Below are 17275 nucleotides of genomic sequence, written 5' to 3'. Positions count from 1 at the left end.
CGAAGACCGGTCCGGGCCCTCCCCCCATCAAGATTTACGTTTTACCTCAAGAACATTAGGCAAACTGCTGATCTTATATAGTATTTTGCTTAAACTACTGAGATCGTCGATCTCCAGGGTCAGCAGCATGCTAGCGGTGTGACTCTTGCGCTCGGACAGGGTATTGACGGCGATGATATTGACCTTTTCGTTGGACAGCAGCGCCGCCACATCGCGCAACAAGCCCTGACGGTCGAAGGCCTTGATCTGCACATCCACGGGATAGACCTGCTCAGTGCCCTTGCTGCTCCACTCCACATCGATCAGCCGCTCTGGCGATTGGTTGATGTAACGCAGCACATTGGCGCAGTCCTTGCGATGGATGCTGATACCCCGCCCCTTGGTGATATAGCCGGCGATCTCGTCGCCGGGCACCGGCTTGCAGCATTTGGCAATCTGGGTCAGTAGATCCCCCACCCCTTCGATGGTGACATCACCGCCGCCGCCCTTATCCGATTGCGGCGCGCGCGGTTGGATGGCGGGTTGCTCCCGGGTCTGCTCCTCCTGCCGAATTTCTTGAATCAGTCGCACCACGCGGCTGATCTTGAGGTCGTTACGCCCGAGGGCAGCGAGAAACTCCTCCAGCTTGGGAAAATTCAGGCGCCGCGCCAGACGCTCAAAGTTCACTTCAGTAAGTCCGAGACGGTTGAGTTCTTTTTCCAACAGATTGCGTCCGTCGGCCACGTTCTTGTCAAAGTTGAGCATTTTGAAGAAATGCATCACCTTGCTGCGCGCGCGGCTGGTCTTGAGATAACCCAGGTCCAGGTTTAGCCAGTCGCGGCTGGGCTCGCCGCGTTTGACGGTTAGGATATCCACCTGCTCGCCGGTCTTGAGCTTGTAGGTCAGCGGCACCATATGGCCGTTGACCTTGGCGCCGCGACAGCGATGACCGACCTCGGTGTGGATATGGTAGGCGAAATCCAGCGGCGTCGCCCCTTCCGGCAGGTCGATGACATTGCCCTTGGGGGTGAAGACGTAGATGCGATCCTCGAAGGCGTCCGATTTGAATTGGTCGACAAACTCGCCGGCGTCCACCACCTCCTCCTTCCAGTCAAGCAGCTGACGCAACCAGTTGATCTTGCGTTCGAAACCGGGGTCGTATTCGGCGCCTTCCTTGTAACGCCAATGGGACGCCACGCCCAGTTCGTTGTCCTGATGCATCTTGTGGGTGCGGATTTGCACCTCCACCACTTTGCCGTCGGGCCCGAACACGGCGGTATGGATGGACTGGTAGTTGTTCTGCTTGGGCGTGGCGATGTAGTCGTCGAACTCGCCCGGGATGTGGCGCCACAGGGCGTGGACGATGCCTAGCACGGTGTAACACTCGGGGATGGTATCGACCAACACGCGCACGCCGCGGGTGTCGTAGACCTGGTGATAATCGATGCTTTTGCGCTGCATCTTGCGGTAAATGCTGTAGATGTGTTTCGGCCGGCCGCTGATCTCAGCGTTCACCTGCACCTTGCCTAGTTCGCCCTCAAGGGTCTGGATGAAATTGGTGATGAATTCCTGGCGATCGACGCGCCGTTCATCCAGCATCTTGGCGATTTCTTTGTAGAGCTCGGGGTTCAGAAAGCGAAACGAGAGATCCTCCAACTCCCACTTGATCTGCCACATGCCCAAGCGGTTGGCCAGCGGCGCATAGACTTCAAGGGTCTCGGTGGCGATGCGTTTTTGTTTGTCTTGCGGCAAGGCCGCAAGCGTGCGCATGTTATGGGTGCGGTCGGCCAGCTTGATCAGCACCACACGCACATCCGCAACCATGGCGAGCAGCATTTTGCGCAGGCTTTCGGCTTGGACCCGTTCGCGTTTCTCCTTTTTACTGATTTCTTGCAGGCCCTTGAAGGTCTGGATCACCATCATCTTGGTGACCCCGTCCACCAGATTGGCAATGTTATCCCCGAATTGGCGGCGCACCTGGTCGAGGCTGATGTCGGTATCCTCCACCACATCGTGCAGCACCGCGGCGGCGATGGTCTCGTAGTCCATGCGAATGCCGGCCAGGATGTCAGCCACCGCCAGCGAATGCTGGATATAGGGTTCACCGGAGATGCGCTGCTGTCCGGCGTGGGCCTTAAGGGCAATATCGGTGGCCTGGTGGATCACATCGAAACCGTGTGCAGAGTACCTGTCTTGCAGCGACGCCAACCATTTATCAACATCGATCTGCTGTTTGCTGTTGTCGCTGCCTGTTGATCCGGTTACGCTGACCATAGCTGACTACTTCTAATCATCATCCTTGTCGTGGTGGGCGCCATCGTCGTGATCCTTTTTCAAGTCACCGAACTCGTGGCGGATCTCGGCGAATTTCAGCAATTGCTGCGCCACCTTGTGATTGATGCTGCCATGCGGGTAATTGCCCTCGGCATCCGGCACACCGGCGGGCACACCGGTGAGCAGCTCGATACCCTGGTCGATGGTCTCGACGGCATAGATATGAAACTTGCCCTGCTCCGCCGCCGCGATAACATCCCGGCGCAGCATCAAGTCGCCGACATTGCTGGGTGGAATCAATACGCCCTGCTCGCCGTTCAAACCGCGCTCGCTGCAGACATCGAAAAAACCTTCAATCTTCTCATTGACGCCGCCGATGGCCTGCACCTGACCGTGTTGATTGACCGAACCGGTGACGGCGAAACCCTGTTTGATGGGCACGCCGGATAAGGCCGACAACAGGGCATAGAGTTCCGCCGAGGAGGCGCTGTCGCCCTCGATCTCGCCGTAGGATTGTTCAAACACCAGGCTGGCGCTCAGGGCCAGTGGACACTCCTTGGCGAAGCGGGCGCCGAGGAATCCGGCCAGGATCAGCACGCCTTTGGAATGCAGCGGCCCGCCTAGATCGACCTCGCGCTCTATATCCAGCACATCGCCGTCGCCCATACGCACGCGGGCGGTGATGCGGGTCGGCACGCCGAAGGAGATATTACCCAGATCGATCACCGACAGTCCATTGACCTGACCTGCGGCCGTGCCGCTGCTGTCGATCAATAGGATACCGCGCTGAATATGCTCATGCAGACGCTCCTTCATGCGACTGCCGCGGTGGATCTGAGCGCTGATGGCGGCCTGCACGTCTTCGGCGTTGACCAATTCGCGGCCGTGCTGATCGGCCCAATAATCCGCCTCGCACAGCAGGTCACAGATACTGCGCATGTGGGTGGTGAGCTTGGCTGCGTTTTCACTGACCCGGGCACTATGCTCGATGACGCGCGCCACCCCGCTACGGTCGAACGGACGCAGCTTATCCTTCTTGGCCAGGGTAGCGATCAGGTGGGCGTAGAGCTGCTGGCTTTCCGTGCTGCGCTCCATCTGGTCATCGAAGTCGGCCGCCACTTTGAACAGTTCCTGAAATTCGGGATCGAGCTGATACAACAGGTAGTACAGCATGCGGTCTCCCACCAATACCACTTTGACATTGAGCGGCACGGGTTCCGGCTCCAGGGATACGGTGCTAACCAGGCTGAGCATTTGTTCCAACGAACCGATGCATATTTCACCCGAGCGCAACGTACGTTTGATCGCCTCCCAACTGAAGGGGTGTTGAAACAGCTTGTAGACCTCCAGCACCAAATAACCGTTATTGGCGCGGTGCAGAGCGCCCGGTTTGATGAGGGTAAAGTCGGTGATCAGGGCGCCCATCATGGCCATATGTTCCACCCGCCCAATCAGGTTCTGATAGGTGGGATTGTCCTCGTAAACCACCGGTGCACCTTGGCTATCGCTGTGATCGACGAGGACATTGACTTGATATCGACGAAACGAGCCGCCGCTGTGGTTGGGGCCGATAACGACTTGGGCGTCCTCTTCTTCACCGCGGCGAAAATCATCCACGTTGGCGATCACGTCTTCTTGTACGCTGTCGAGGTACTTCAGCACTTCATCCTGATCTTGGTAATGCTCGCGCAGTTCGTCAATCAGATGCCCCACCGCCGACATGGCCAACTCGGCATTAAGCTGCTTGATCCTCTCGCGCGCCTCACGACGCCATTGGGGAGCCATGCGCAGGATATGCTCCAGCGCCTCCTGCAATTCCGCGATCTCGGCCTCGAACTTGTGTTTAACGTCGTCCGGCAGCTTCTTGAATTCCTTAGGATCGATCACCTCGTCGTCGCGCGCGGGGGCAAAGGCAAAGCCGTTGGGGGTGCGGATCAGCGCGATGCTTTTTTGCTGCGCCGCCTGGCGGACTTCATCAATGGCGCGCTCCTGCTGGTTCTTCAGCTCTTCTTCCAGTTCATGAATGCTGGCGCGATATTCATCGCCCTCGAACAGCGCCGGAATGGCGGCGCGTAACTCTTCCACCAACTGTTTCATATCATCGTGCAGCTTGCGCCCCGTGCCCGGAGGCAAACCAAGTGCGATGGGTTTGTGCGGGGCATCGAAGTTGTTGACGTAACACCAGTCACAGGGCGCTGCTTCGCTGGAGGCCTGTTGCTTCAGCAGGTGGGTCACCACATTGTGCTTGCCCGTACCGGCCGGCCCCAGGGCAAAAATGTTATACCCTTTCTTTTTGATACCCATGCCGAAATGGATGGCCTCCAGGGCCCGGGCCTGTCCGATTACTTCGCTCAGGTCATCGAGCTCGGCGGTGGAATCGAAATCGAATTGAGACGGATCGCAGGCCTGAAACAATGCCTGTGCCTGCAACGGCTTTATATTACTCATCATGATTCCCTTTATGACAACGCCGGAATATTCTTATTCTCGAGTTAATAATAACGTATCTCCGACCACGACCGGATATAGGTCTACCCAGCGGCAACTTAAAAAAAAGCCCGCAGCGGAGTGCAGGCCTTATGACGGTCTGGTTTAAGACAAATGTCAGTTATCGAGGTTGTACCCGAATGCGGTGATCAGTCTGTCTTCCAATTCGATACGATCGGCCAGAATTTCGCCGAGGCGGGAGAGGTCGCTTTCCAAATTGTTAAAACGCGAACACTGATCGCTGCAATCATACTTGTCATTAAAATCCAGAATGGTGTTGGTGCTATCCAGGATGTCGGGATAAATATTGGTGGCCACATCGTAGATCTCTTTGCGGCGCTCGTTGTTTTCGGCGAAATAGCGATAAAGTTGGAAATGGGCGTTGGCGGTGTAATCAACCAATGATTGGCAAAATTCCTGTAACAGCATTTGCACGTCGGAAATATCGCCAAACGGTTTTTGTTTCGCCAGCATGGTATACAGCGACAGCATTTCCGTTCTGGCGCCGACCAGCCGCTGAATCATCACCATCGACCGGCGTCGATCGGTGCGCGGCATTTCAGTTGTTGCGACCATAATCCCTCCACTTTCAACTGATTACTGGTAGATAATACCAAAATTAGTGCACTTGCCCATACTTGACAGCGGATATTTCCGACAACGAAAAAGGGAGGCCGCGCCTCCCTTCGCTTAGTGACTGTTTGCTATCGCTTTATTTGAGATCATCATCCAGCAGACCGCGCCAGTAATAGGCCTTGCCAGGGTCCTGGGACAGTCCGAACCAGCCCTCTTGATAGCCGACCACCAGATACGCCTGTGCCGGAGAATAGCCGCCTTCAGCGGCCTTCTGATACAGGGTAACGGCCTTGTGTTCGTTACGCGGCAGGCCCAAACCGCCGTGATACATCAGGCCCAGATTAAACTGCGCCTGGGGATCGCCTTCCGCAGCCAGATCTTCCCAAATGGTCACGGCTTGTTTGAAATTCCCGATGGCCGCGGCATCGAAACTGTTCGCCATCTCACCCGCCGCCTGGGCCGTAGAAAACATCCCCGACACCGCCATGGCCACCGCCACCAGATTCCAACGCACTTTGGTCAACATGTTGCTCTCCTTAACCTTTTAACGCTTAAGTTCATATTCAAGGGAAATACCCACGTCACATTTGTAGCCTTATATAAAGATGTATTCCGTGAACCGGTTCACAAAAATGGCATCCGGCGAACAAAAGAGATCAGAACGGGATCGCAACAACAATAACAAACAGCCTAAATAAACATCTATAACTACATGTTTTATATTTATATTACAAACATGGAGACGGCGATCAGCAGCAACACCGAACCAAACACACGTTTCAATTGCGTGACCGGCAGCGCATGTGCCAAACGCGCCCCCAGGGGGGCAAAGAGCAGGCTGGTAGCTGCGATACCGCCTACCGCCGGCCAATAGATAAATCCTGTCGCCAGGGGCGGCAGGTGGATCTCATCCAACCCAGTCAGCAGATAACCCAGTGCCCCCGACAGGGCGATGGGTAGACCACACGCCGCGGACACCGCCACCGCCTGGTGAATATCACGGCCGCGCCAGCACAAATACGGGACCGTCAGGGTGCCGCCGCCGATGCCGAGCAGGGCGGAAACGGCACCTATGCCAGCGCCCGCGAGTAACAGCTCCAAGCGCTGGATAGCGACTGTCATTGCGCGGCGCACCGCAGGGGCACCGGCCATCATGTAGATGGCGATAACGAATTCAACCAAAGCAAAAACGCGCTGCAATACGGAACTGCTGAGCTGATCCGCGATGACCGCCCCCAGCAGACTACCCAACAACATGCCGCCGGCCAGCCCGTACACGATGTGCCACACCACTGCGCCGCGGCGCTGATGGGCCAGTACCGCCGAGATAGCGGTCATGACAATACTTGCCAGGGAGGTCCCCAGCGCCAAATGCATGATAGTGCTGCTCTGCATATCCTGCATCTGAAACGCCACCACCAGTACCGGCACGATGATCAAACCGCCGCCCACGCCCAGCAGGCCGGCGCTCAAGCCAACGGCGCAGCCGAGCAGCAGATAAATAACAATGGCATCCAGCATATGCTTAGGGGCGAGATTGTTGTGATCGGTTCACGCTACCATAGTGCCATGCGCGTGAATAACAAACATCTGCTCGTCGTCATCTCCGCTCACGGTTACGGCCATGCCGCCATGACCGCACCCTTGGTCAATGCGCTTTACGCGCTGCAGCCAACACTTAGCATCACCATTCAGAGCGCCGTGGCGCTGCCGTTCCTGCAGCGCAAGTTCCATATGCCGTTTCAGCATCTGGCCAATGAAACCGACTTCGGCATGGTAAATCGCGACGCCTTTGCAGTGGACATGGACGCAAGCCTACAACGCTACCGCGATTTTCATCAGGACTGGGTGGGCAGAATCAAGGCCGAGACCGCATCCTTGGTCAAGCTGAACGCCGACGCCCTGCTCACCAACATCGCCTATCTGCCCCTGGCCGCCGCCGCCCAGCTCGGCCTGCCCAGCGTGGCCTTCGGCTGTCTCAATTGGGCCGAGATCTTTCATCATCATTTCCCCGACCAGCACGCAATCTATCAGCAAATGCTGGCCGCCTACCGCAGCGCAGACGCCTTCATCCGCAGCGAACCGGCCATGCCTATGGCCGGGCTGGACAGCGAGACGGTCGGCCCCATCGCCGAGCGTGGCCGCATGCACCGCCATGAGCTACTGCGATCCTTAGGTGTCCCATCGCAGACCAAACTGGTACTGGCCACCATGGGCGGCATCAAGACGGAAATGGATGTCGCCAACTGGCCTCGACTCGACAACGTCCACTATCTGATACCGGACATAGCGTCAGCGCAGCGGGATGATATCTCGTCCCTGTCAACGGCGGAAATGGACTTTATCGACATGCTCCGTTCCGCGGATGCCCTATTGACCAAACCGGGCTACGGCGCCTTTACCGAGGCGGCCTTCAATCGCACGCCGGTGCTGTATGTGGAGCGTCCCGACTGGCCTGAACACCGCTATCTGTGTCGCTGGCTGGAGCGCCACCTGCCCAGTCGCGCCATCTCGCGCCGGCAGTTTAGCCAAGGTGAGTTCGGTGCCGAACTGAGCTGGCTATTGCGCCAACCGGTCCACCCCCAGGCGCCGACCGCGGGACTGGAGCAGGCCCTCGCCGTGCTTTGCCGTCATTTAAAAATTGAATAAAAAATAACAGTTATTCAATACGTTATACAATCCCCAGCGGCGCAGTGGCCGCGCTTGTCAGTCATCTGCTTGTATGCCAAGATCGTAGGTCCGCGCTCGAAAATTGGCGGGGGGGAGATTTTGAATCAAACGGGAAGGAAATAAATTTATGAAGACTATCGATATTGCGCTGGTCCGCTTTCTGCAATTCCTGGTATTGCTGTTTTTTACCTTTGTGGTGTTTCTCTGGTACGGCTGCGCTTCACTCATACCGCTGGCGCTGTGGGTCAATCTGACCGACTTTTTCAGCGGCGCCTTCGGGCCCATTACATCCACTGTGATCGCCCTGATCATCATCGCTGCCTTAGGGCTGTATCTGTCCAAGATCCCTAAGTTGATCGAGACCTTTCTCGCCACCGGTGTAGACATCATCAAACTGGGCAACACCTGCGTCCGCCGCATGAGCGACATTGCCGCGGCGGTCAAGAACGACGCCCCGCCTCAGGAACAAAGAGTGGAAATCTCACTCAAGGACAAACTGTCCTAAACCTTGGAACGCTTATTACCATACCCGGCCGGCTTCGCCCGCCGGGCCTTTTTTGGCCCTGAGTTTAGCGCGGCCTGACGCGTACGCTCGCGCGTCGACGTGCCGCCGCTACCCGCCGGTTGCCAGGCGGGCACCAGATGGCGCTTGCCGTTGCCGATCAGGTCGGCCCGCCCCATGCGCTTCAGAGCCGCGCGCAGCAGCGGCCAGTTTTCCGCATCGTGATAGCGGATGAAGGCCTTATGCAGGCGCCGCTGCCGCGCCCCGCGCGCGCTGAACACCGACTCACCGTTGCGGCGGATCTTGCGTAGGGGATTGGTCTGGCTGTGGTACATGGCCGTGGCCAGGGCCATGGGCGACGGCAGAAAGGTCTGCACCTGGTCGAGGCGAAAATCGTTGCGCTTCAACCACAGCGCCAGGTTGAGCATGTCCTCGTCATTGGCACCGGGATGGGCGGCGATGAAATACGGGATCAGATACTGCTCCTTGCCCGCCTCGCGGCTGTACTGCTCAAACATCTGCTTGAAACGTTCATAACTGCCGATACCCGGTTTCATCATCTTGTTGAGCACGCCTTCTTCGCTATGCTCGGGGGCGATCTTGAGATAGCCGCCGACGTGATGCGTCACCAGCTCCTTCACATAGTCGGGCGACTGCAGCGCCAGGTCGTAACGCAAACCCGAGGCGATGAAGACCTTCTTGATACCCGGCAGCTTCCTGGCCTTGCGATATAAATGGATCAGCGGCGTGTGGTCCGTGTTCAGATTGCTGCAGATATCGGGGAAGACGCAGGACAGCCGGCGGCAGGCCGACTCGATCGCCTCCGACTTGCAGGCCAGGCGATACATGTTGGCCGTCGGCCCGCCCAGGTCGGAGATGATGCCGGTAAAGCCGGGCACAGTATCGCGGATGGTCTCCACCTCCTTGAGTATGGATTTCTCCGAACGGTTCTGGATGATGCGCCCCTCGTGCTCGGTGATGGAGCAGAAGGTGCAGCCGCCGAAACAGCCGCGCATGATATTCACCGAGAAACGGATCATCTCATAGGCCGGAATTCTGGCCCCCTTATATTCAGGATGGGGCTGGCGCGTGTAGGGCAGCTCGAAGACGCGGTCGAACTCCTTACTGGTCAACGGGATGGGCGGCGGGTTGAGCCAGACATCGCGCCGACCGTGGCGCTGCACCAGGGCACGGGCGTTACCGGGGTTGGTCTCCAGATGCAGCACGCGCGCGGCATGGGCGTAGAGCGCCGGATCACGCTTGACCTGTTCGTAGGCCGGCAGGCGGATCACGCTCAAATCGCGCGCGTGCTGTTGGAGGCGCTTGGCGGAAAACTGGATCACTTTTTCGTTCCCTGCTCCGCCGGCCTGGGCCTCGACCGTCGCGCAGCTGGCGGCATCGCTCATGGCGTAGGGATCGGGATGCTCGATCAGCTTCCCCGGCTCATCGATGGACGTGGAGTCGATCTCCAGCCAACCGTCGGGCACGGCGCTGCGCATGAAGGCGGTGCCGCGGATATCGGTGATCGCCTTGATGTCCTCCCCCGCCGCCAGCCGATGGGCGATTTCCACCACCTGGCGCTCGCCGTTGCCGAATACCAGCAGGTCAGCCTTGGCATCAGGCAGGATGGAGTGGCGCACCTTATCGGCCCAGTAGTCATAGTGGGCAATGCGGCGCAGACTGGCCTCGATACCGCCGATCACGACAGGCACCTCCTTGTAGGCCTCACGGCAGCGCTGGGCATAGACCACCACCGAACGGTCCGGGCGCCTGCCCGCCTGCCCATCCGGCGAATAGGCGTCTTCAGAACGGATTTTCCTGTCCGCCGTGTAGCGATTAACCATGGAATCCATGTTGCCGGCGGTGACACCGAAAAAGAGATTGGGCCTGCCCAAGGCCGCGAAGGCCGCGGCGCTGCGCCAGTCCGGTTGGGCGATGATGCCGACGCGAAACCCTTGCCTCTCCAACAGGCGCCCCACCAGCGCCATGCCGAAACTGGGATGGTCCACGTAGGCGTCGCCCGTCACCAGGATCACATCACAGCTATCCCACCCCAGGGCATCCATTTCCTGGCGCGACATGGGCAGATAGGGTGCGGTGCCGAAGCGCTTGGCCCAGTACTGGCGATAGGAAAAGATATTGTGGGCTGTTTGCATGACGGGTATTTTTTACGAGTTGGTTATTAGTGGCGAATACGCATCTTCCCAGCGCCCCTGAGTCAAGTGTGGCGGTTAGGCTGGGCACCCATTTTACCCGAAATCTGAGACTTAATCTAAGAGCACGCCGCGCCTTTTCATCATATGAAAACTGATGGCCATGGTCACACCGCGGGCGACCATAAACACCATCAGCGCCGCCCACAGGCCGTGGTTACCGAAGGGCTGGAGCGCATACCAGGCGGGCAGATAACACAGAAACGTGGCTATCAGCATGGTATTGCGCATCTCGGCGGAGCGGGTGGCACCGATGAAGATACCGTCGAAGAGATAACTCCATACCGACAGGGCCGGCGCGATCACCAACCACGGCAGGAACTCGTAGGCGCTATCGCGCACGGCTTCGAGATCGGTGAGCACGTTAATCAGCACCTCACCGAAAGCGGCATACAGCAGCACAAACCCCAGCGCCACCCCCACGGACCACAGCCCGGCGGTCTCAATCGCACGCCTGAGTTGCACGCGATCGCGACGACCCACCGCCCTGCCCACCAATGCCTCTGCGGCGTGGGCGAAGCCATCCAGGCCATAGGCCATGAAAGTCTGAAAGTTCAGCAATATTGCATTGGCGGCCAGTACCACATCACCGAACTTGGCGCCCTGGGCGGTAAAAAAGGCGAAACTGAAAATCAGACACAGGGTGCGGATGAAGATGTTGTGATTCAGCACCAGCATGCGCCGCACTTGGCCGAGGTTCAAAATTTCCTGCGCCCGCCAGCGACCGGGATATTTTTTTAACTCCCGCGCCACCAGCCACAAGCCCACACCCACCCCGAGATATTCGGCGATCACCGAGGCCAGCGCCACGCCGTCCACGTCCATCCCCAGGCCCCACACGAACCACAGGTCGAGCAGGATGTTGGTGATATTGATCACCAGCAGCAGATACAAGGGCCCGCGCGCATTCTGCATGCCGAGGAACCAGCCGATCAGGACGTAGTTGAGCAAGGTCGCTGGCGCGCTCCAGATACGCACAAAAAAATATTCGCCGGCGTAGTGCTCGACCTCGGCACTGGCATCGAGCAAGCTCATGGCCAGCCAATGCACCGGCGTCTGCACGACAATGACCAACAGTGCCAGACACAAGGCCAGCGCCGCGGCGCGCGCAAAGCCGGCGCGCGTCTCATCCTGGTTATCGCGGCCATGGGCCTGGGCGATCTGCCCCGTCGTGCCCATGCGCAAAAAGCCGAAAGCCCAGTAGATGAACGAGAAGATCAAGGCGCCGATGGCCACGGCGCCCAGATAGTGCGGCTCGCCGAGATGGCCCATCACCGCCGTATCCACCATGCCCAGCACCGGAATGGTGAGATTGGAAAGAATCATGGGGCCGGCCAGATGCCAGACGTCGGCATGGGCAAAACGTGATCGATTCAACATTACCAGCGCCTGTTAATCGCGAAAATCCCGAATTATAACGGGCCCAGCAAATATTTTTTCTTTTTAGTAGAATCGACGCATGGGAGGTAAAAACATGAAAAACACACAACTGTTCAAGTACGTCACCACGCTGTCGTTGACCGCCATGCTGGCCGCCATACTCAACGGCTGCAGCAGCGGTGCACCGCAAATCGCCATGTTCCGGGGCGACAGTAACCATAGCGGCGTCTATCAAACCGAAGGTGTCGCTCAACTGGAACAACTCAAATGGAAGTTCAAGACCGAAGATTCGGTCAATTCCTCGCCGGTGGTCCTGGACGATACGGTGTATGTCGGCAGTCACGACGGCTATGTCTACGCCGTCGACATCGAGACCGGTCAAAGCCGATGGAAGTTCAAGACCGAGAGCAAGGTCGGGGGTTCACCGCTGATCGTCGGCGAGGTGGTCTACGTCGGCAGCGATGACCGTAACTTCTATGCCCTGGATAAGACCAGCGGCGAAGAGTTGTGGCGCTTTGCCGCCGGCGGCTCGGTCTACAGCGCGCCGGCCTACGACCCGAACAAAAAGACGGTCTTCTTTACCAGCACCGACGATCACCTGTATGCCATCAACACCGAATCCGCCACCGAGCGCTGGCGCTTCAAGACCGGCGGCGCCATCTATTCCTCACCCGCTCTGCATCAAGGCATCCTGTATTTTGGCAGCCACGACGGCTACGTCTATGCCGTCAACGCCGACACCGGTCAGGAGGTGTGGCGCTTCAAGACCAATGCGCCGGTGTACTCCTCGCCCGCGGTCAAGGGCGACACGGTGTATGTCGGCAGTGAAGATGGTAATCTCTATGCCATCAACCTGAAGACCGGCCAGGAGAGTTGGACTGTCGCCGCCCGCGCCGCCATCTCCTCTTCACCTGCGGTGACCGATACCCATGTGTTCTTCGGCAGTCAGGACGGTCGGCTCTATGCGGTCGACCTGGAGAAACGTCAAACCGTATGGAAGTACAAGACCCACGACTGGGTCAGCGCATCGCCGGTGGTGAACGGCGAGCTGGTTTATTTCGGCAGTTATGACAAGCACTTTTATACGGTGGAGATCCCCACTGGCAAGTTGCGTTGGCAGTTCCGCACCGACGGGCGCATCTATTCCTCGCCCGCCATCCATAACGGCGTGGTTTACTTCGGTAGTTTCGACCAACATCTGTATGCGATCGAATAATCAGGATTGAGCTCGTAGCACAAAGGCAGCCGCGGCTGCCTTTTTATTGGCCGTATATCCTGTCCAGCGTGCGCATGGCGTCGTTGATCAACTGCAGCTGCCCATGATCGCCGCCGCGATCAGGATGGTGTTCCATCACCAGACGACGATAGCGGGATTTGATTTCACCATACTCCACCGGGTCGGACAGTCCCAGCCGTTGCAGCGCCTGCCGCCGGTCGTCCGTGGCGATAATCCGCCGCCAGAAGCTGCTCATCAAGCGTTCCACCGTCGCGGCATCGGTATGCGCCAAGTTATTGAGGTCAAGATAGTAGTCACGCAGCGGATCATGCTGTTGTGGCAGCCCACCGTCGCTCGGTTTGAAGGCTTGCAGGCGAATGCATAGACAATGGATATCCAAGCCGGCGTTGCCCTGCTCATGCAGGCGATCACGTAATACGTAGAGACAATGAAACAACAGAAAATGGCTCTGAAACATGGAGAGATGATCGGCAAAGGCGGCTGCACCAAAACCTCCGACACAGCGTCGCTCCAGTGCCTCCATCAAATCGTACTCCCGGATTCCGGCGGGATGCTGACGCAGAATCTCGTACACCTGCGCCTGCAAGACATCCAAACCGCTTTGATAACAATTCTCTGACACGTACCGCCCTTGACTGGCTGTATTTCTCACTGGGATCGCGGGCACCCGCGCATAATCGGCGTTCGCAGGTGCCGCGCTGGCGTCACAGCCGTTAGCCGCCCGGTGAGAAATACGGGCTGGCCTTTGCCTCTATAACGACAGCCTAGACGATCTTTACAGGGATGGCTTGAGACAAGTCGATTTGCCACGGCGAAATATTCACTGAATAGGCCAGTGCCTCCACACCGTGTTCCACCGCGAACACCAGGGTCTCGGCGTAGATGGGATCGATCTCGTGCGCCGCGCGAAAGCGATTGACATCACTGCGCTGGACGCAAAAAAAGATCACGGCGCGATGACCGGCCCGGACCATATTCACCAGCTCCATCAAATGCTTGGTGCCACGCGCCGTGACGGCATCGGGGAAGATGGCGGTATCCTCTTGGCGCGCAGTGACGTTTTTGACCTCCACATAGCAGTCCGGCACGCGCTTGTCAGGATGCTGCAACAGAATGTCGACACGACTGCCTGCGCCGTAGGGCACCTCGGTACGGATGACCGGATAATGCGCCAGCTCGGTGATAACGCCTTGTTCGATGCCCTCCACCACCAGCCGGTTGGCCAGGCCGGTATTGACGCCGATCAGCGCATTGTCGTCTGCCTCGCTGATTTCCCAACTGTAGCGATATTTGCGCTTATCATTCTCCGAGTCGCGGATCCAAATATAGTTGTCCGGCGTAGCGCAGCCCCGCATGGAACCGGTATTAGCGGTGTGCACGGTCATCTCGCCGCCGTCGGGCATCACCACATCAGCGAGAAAGCGTTTGTAACGGCGAATGAGCTTGACACGTAGTAAGGGCTTGGAATAGTGCATACTTTACTTCTGATTGGAGGACGTCATGAGCGGCGCGGAACCACTGCTAGTGCTGATATGGAGCGGGTATTTCGTGCTCCATTCGTTGTTGGCCAGTCATGGCTTCAAACGCTACATCTTAGCAAAACTGCCGCGCCTGACACCCTGCTATCGCCTGGCCTACAACCTGGTGGCCCTGCTGACGCTCGTCCCGATCGCCTGGATACATCTGACCTATCCGGCCGCAACGGTTTGGCAATGGCAGGGGGTGGCGGCGGTACTCACCGACGCGCTGGCGCTGGCGGCCCTGCTGGGCTTTGCCTGGTCGCTCAAATATTACGATATGGCCGCCTTTACCGGCGTGCGGGCGTGTCTTAGGCGGGATGTACGCATGACGCAAGAGCGCTTGACCCTGTCGCCGCTGCATCGCTGGGTGCGCCACCCCTGGTATCTGTTCGCCATCGTGATGGTCTGGTCACGCGATCAAAATACCTTGAGCCTGATCAGCACGATCATGGTGACGCTGTATTTTTTTATCGGGGCGAAACTGGAAGAGCGGAAACTGCGGCGTGAATTCGGCGCGGCCTATGCGGAGTATATGCAACGTGTGCCGGGAATCATTCCTCTGCCCTGGCGGCGGCTTTCCGCCGCCGAGGCCGAACGGATCAGCCGGCGTTCGCGGCCAGTTGCAGGTCCTGACCGACGGTTTGATTAAAATGCTGTACTACCTCGGTGAGATTGCGCCGGGTGCGCACCACATATTTGAATTTCGTCGGCTTGGCAATCTTGCGTGAGGCGCGCAGGCCGATGTTGTAGGCCACCAGGGCGGCATCTTCGCTATGGGTATGGTTTTTCAGGTGCAGCAAGAACTTGGAGGCGATGCGCATATTGAAGACATCGTCCGACATCAGGGCCACAATCAACTCCTCGTCGGAGCGAAACCGACCGAACGCCTCGTGCCGGCGCAATACATCGCGGGCGGCGCTGACCTTAACCTGCATCACGCCGTAGGAGCGCTTACCCACCGGGGCGGTCATATGACCGATCCGTCCCAACTGGCCGGCGATGGTTTCCTGCAACAGTACTGCCTGCAGCAGCTCGCCGTGTGCGGCCCCGCCGTCGGCCAGGCCGATCTCATAGGCAGTCTGCATCAAGACGGCCTGCTCATCGGTCAGCCAGCTTTTGGTGAGCGGATTCCAGAACAATCGACCGGCGATGGGATTGTCCTGCTGCCTGGACACCAGTGCACGGGGTCCGCTTAACGCGGTGTCAGCGCCGGCGACGAGGCGCAGCTCGCTGTCAATACTGGCGACCGCGAAATGGGGCTGGCTCAGGACGACGGAAATTACGGTGGAGACGACGGCCACGCCGCCCAGCAGCAGCATTTTCAGCTGCGGGATGGACGTCGATTCGGTTCTCTGTTTGTCGGCCATGGCGGCACCTCACGTGTTCGATTTTTGCGGATGCCTGCCCTGGCGAATTAAAAGCTTCTGCTTGCCGCCCTTGCGGGGCTGCAATCTCTGTCACTGAATGCGTTGCGAAGATTCCGCCACACGCCTGCATGTGCGCGGAAATGCGAAGTATATCACAGTTTGCTACTACACTATACAAACACCAAAGCCACCATTTAAAATCAAATGCTTATAAACGAAAGCCGATGTCGGAGCAGAGATAATCAGCCGAATTCCACCAGATAACCGCCGAATTTGCGCAGGTTGATCACCCCGGTGTCGAAGATCAGGTACTGGCCCTTAATCCCCGCCAGCGTGCCCTCAACCCGCTCGGTCTTGTCGAAATTGAAGGACTTGACCTTGTCCGGATAGCTCAGCACCGGGTACACAATCTCGACCACTGCCGCATCCTGCAACTGCACAACGGCGCCGCTGCCGAAACGATCGATGAGCGCCTTCACGGCGGTATCACACTCAGCCACTAAGCGCTGGCGCTGCCGCACCAGGTCCACCGGCTCGGCCACGCCCTTGAGCATCTTGCGCCAGTCGGTGCGATCGGAGACGTGCTGTTTCAACGCCACTTCCAACAGCCCGGCGATAAAGCGATTTTTTACTCTGAAAATGGGCAGCGCCTGGGTCGCCCCCTGATCCATCCAGCGGGTCGGGATCTGAGTTCCACGGGTAATACCTACCTTAATACCGGAGGAATTGGCCAAATAGACATAGTGATCCTGAAAACAGTGGCCCTGGGCCCAGTCCGGGTCGCGGCAGGTGCCGGCGTCGAAGTGGCAGGTCTCCGGCTTGACCATACAACTGTCACACTCGGCCAGGCTGCGCATGCAGGGAAAACAATAGCCCTGACTGAAGCTCTTGTTGGTCTTGCGGCCGCAGTGGATGCAATTGATCTGACCCTGATACGTCAATTGCACCCGCTTGCCGATATAGTCATTCATGCCGATGCGATGCTCGCCCAGCACCAAGTCATACTGCACGGGGTCCTGGTGCCGGGCGATCATCTTGCGCAGGTTGCCTGCGCGACTGCTGTCCGCCAT

Annotated in this window: 15 protein-coding genes; 4 read left to right on the top strand and 11 right to left on the bottom strand. The window is 58.1% G+C overall.

The features are described 5' to 3' along the window. Positions 1 to 27: 27 nt before the first annotated feature. From Tel_07895 to Tel_07875, 5 genes are all read right to left on the bottom strand, one after another. Positions 28 to 2253 carry a hypothetical protein gene (locus tag Tel_07895; GenBank protein ID ALP53083.1) on the bottom strand — a complete coding sequence of 742 codons (2226 nt, stop codon included), beginning with the start codon at positions 2251 to 2253 and terminating at the stop codon, positions 28 to 30. A gap of 12 nt (positions 2254 to 2265) precedes the next feature. Further along, positions 2266 to 4701, bottom strand: a complete 2436-nt coding sequence (locus Tel_07890) for an ATP-dependent protease (GenBank protein ALP53082.1) — start codon at positions 4699 to 4701, stop codon at positions 2266 to 2268. A 156-nt stretch (positions 4702 to 4857) separates the two neighbouring features. Next, the gene (locus Tel_07885; protein ID ALP53081.1) at positions 4858 to 5271 is read right to left on the bottom strand and encodes a hypothetical protein; all 414 of its coding nucleotides are present in this window, start codon (positions 5269 to 5271) and stop codon (positions 4858 to 4860) included. Positions 5272 to 5452: 181 nt separating this feature from the next. After that, positions 5453 to 5842 carry a hypothetical protein gene (locus Tel_07880; GenBank protein ID ALP53080.1) on the bottom strand — a complete coding sequence of 130 codons (390 nt, stop codon included), beginning with the start codon at positions 5840 to 5842 and terminating at the stop codon, positions 5453 to 5455. A gap of 197 nt (positions 5843 to 6039) precedes the next feature. Next, a complete protein-coding gene (locus tag Tel_07875; GenBank protein ID ALP53079.1) occupies positions 6040 to 6837 on the bottom strand; it encodes a hypothetical protein in 798 nt (265 codons plus the stop codon). On the opposite strand from Tel_07875, the gene Tel_07870 reads away from it, so the two are divergent. Then, positions 6838 to 7965 carry a hypothetical protein gene (locus Tel_07870; GenBank protein ALP53078.1) on the top strand — a complete coding sequence of 376 codons (1128 nt, stop codon included), beginning with the start codon at positions 6838 to 6840 and terminating at the stop codon, positions 7963 to 7965. A 148-nt stretch (positions 7966 to 8113) separates the two neighbouring features. Continuing rightward, the gene (locus Tel_07865) at positions 8114 to 8491 is read left to right on the top strand and encodes a hypothetical protein (protein ID ALP53077.1); all 378 of its coding nucleotides are present in this window, start codon (positions 8114 to 8116) and stop codon (positions 8489 to 8491) included. Here the strand turns inward: Tel_07865 and Tel_07860 are convergent. Together Tel_07860 and Tel_07855 are read right to left on the bottom strand one after the other, a co-directional pair. Continuing rightward, complete coding sequence (locus Tel_07860; protein ID ALP53076.1) at positions 8488 to 10644, bottom strand: YgiQ family radical SAM protein; 2157 nt, start codon at positions 10642 to 10644, stop codon at positions 8488 to 8490. The two genes, Tel_07865 and Tel_07860, sit on opposite strands and share 4 nt — an antisense overlap. 111 nt (positions 10645 to 10755) lie before the next feature. Next, positions 10756 to 12027 (bottom strand): MATE family efflux transporter, encoded by a 1272-nt coding sequence (locus Tel_07855; GenBank protein ID ALP54777.1) that lies wholly within the window; start codon positions 12025 to 12027, stop codon positions 10756 to 10758. Between the two features lie 148 nt (positions 12028 to 12175). On the opposite strand from Tel_07855, the gene Tel_07850 reads away from it, so the two are divergent. Then, positions 12176 to 13297, top strand: a complete 1122-nt coding sequence (locus Tel_07850) for a hypothetical protein (protein ID ALP53075.1) — start codon at positions 12176 to 12178, stop codon at positions 13295 to 13297. Between the two features lie 43 nt (positions 13298 to 13340). Here Tel_07850 and Tel_07845 read toward each other — a convergent pair whose 3' ends face one another. Beyond that, complete coding sequence (locus Tel_07845; GenBank protein ID ALP53074.1) at positions 13341 to 13913, bottom strand: hypothetical protein; 573 nt, start codon at positions 13911 to 13913, stop codon at positions 13341 to 13343. Between the two features lie 169 nt (positions 13914 to 14082). After that, the gene (locus tag Tel_07840) at positions 14083 to 14793 is read right to left on the bottom strand and encodes a hypothetical protein (GenBank protein ALP53073.1); all 711 of its coding nucleotides are present in this window, start codon (positions 14791 to 14793) and stop codon (positions 14083 to 14085) included. Positions 14794 to 14818: 25 nt separating this feature from the next. On the opposite strand from Tel_07840, the gene Tel_07835 reads away from it, so the two are divergent. Continuing rightward, complete coding sequence (locus tag Tel_07835; GenBank protein ALP53072.1) at positions 14819 to 15487, top strand: hypothetical protein; 669 nt, start codon at positions 14819 to 14821, stop codon at positions 15485 to 15487. Here the strand turns inward: Tel_07835 and Tel_07830 are convergent. Both Tel_07830 and Tel_07825 read right to left on the bottom strand, forming a co-directional pair. Then, positions 15438 to 16205, bottom strand: coding sequence for a hypothetical protein (locus Tel_07830; protein ALP53071.1), 768 nt, complete (start codon positions 16203 to 16205; stop codon positions 15438 to 15440). The genes Tel_07835 and Tel_07830 overlap by 50 nt on opposite strands. A gap of 242 nt (positions 16206 to 16447) precedes the next feature. Further along, complete coding sequence (locus tag Tel_07825; GenBank protein ALP53070.1) at positions 16448 to 17275, bottom strand: hypothetical protein; 828 nt, start codon at positions 17273 to 17275, stop codon at positions 16448 to 16450.

Source organism: Candidatus Tenderia electrophaga, from assembly GCA_001447805.1.
Taxonomy (GTDB): Bacteria; Pseudomonadota; Gammaproteobacteria; order Tenderiales; family Tenderiaceae; genus Tenderia; species Tenderia electrophaga.
The sequence above is the reverse complement of the archived record's forward strand: the minus strand, read 5'-3'. Positions and strand labels throughout refer to the sequence as shown.

What these genes read in the sequence shown, in the direction of transcription:
- Tel_07895 (ALP53083.1), bottom strand. Translation starts at nt 2,253, where the DNA reads ATGGTCAGCGTAACCGGATCAACAGGCAGCGACAACAGCAAACAGCAG.
- Tel_07890 (ALP53082.1), bottom strand. Translation starts at nt 4,701, where the DNA reads ATGAGTAATATAAAGCCGTTGCAGGCACAGGCATTGTTTCAGGCCTGC.
- Tel_07885 (ALP53081.1), bottom strand. Translation starts at nt 5,271, where the DNA reads ATGGTGATGATTCAGCGGCTGGTCGGCGCCAGAACGGAAATGCTGTCG.
- Tel_07880 (ALP53080.1), bottom strand. Translation starts at nt 5,842, where the DNA reads ATGTTGACCAAAGTGCGTTGGAATCTGGTGGCGGTGGCCATGGCGGTG.
- Tel_07875 (ALP53079.1), bottom strand. Translation starts at nt 6,837, where the DNA reads ATGCTGGATGCCATTGTTATTTATCTGCTGCTCGGCTGCGCCGTTGGC.
- Tel_07870 (ALP53078.1), top strand. Translation starts at nt 6,838, where the DNA reads ATGCTTAGGGGCGAGATTGTTGTGATCGGTTCACGCTACCATAGTGCC.
- Tel_07865 (ALP53077.1), top strand. Translation starts at nt 8,114, where the DNA reads ATGAAGACTATCGATATTGCGCTGGTCCGCTTTCTGCAATTCCTGGTA.
- Tel_07860 (ALP53076.1), bottom strand. Translation starts at nt 10,644, where the DNA reads ATGCAAACAGCCCACAATATCTTTTCCTATCGCCAGTACTGGGCCAAG.
- Tel_07855 (ALP54777.1), bottom strand. Translation starts at nt 12,027, where the DNA reads ATGATTCTTTCCAATCTCACCATTCCGGTGCTGGGCATGGTGGATACG.
- Tel_07850 (ALP53075.1), top strand. Translation starts at nt 12,176, where the DNA reads ATGAAAAACACACAACTGTTCAAGTACGTCACCACGCTGTCGTTGACC.
- Tel_07840 (ALP53073.1), bottom strand. Translation starts at nt 14,793, where the DNA reads ATGCACTATTCCAAGCCCTTACTACGTGTCAAGCTCATTCGCCGTTAC.
- Tel_07835 (ALP53072.1), top strand. Translation starts at nt 14,819, where the DNA reads ATGAGCGGCGCGGAACCACTGCTAGTGCTGATATGGAGCGGGTATTTC.
- Tel_07830 (ALP53071.1), bottom strand. Translation starts at nt 16,205, where the DNA reads ATGGCCGACAAACAGAGAACCGAATCGACGTCCATCCCGCAGCTGAAA.
- Tel_07825 (ALP53070.1), bottom strand. Translation starts at nt 17,275, where the DNA reads ATGGCGGACAGCAGTCGCGCAGGCAACCTGCGCAAGATGATCGCCCGG.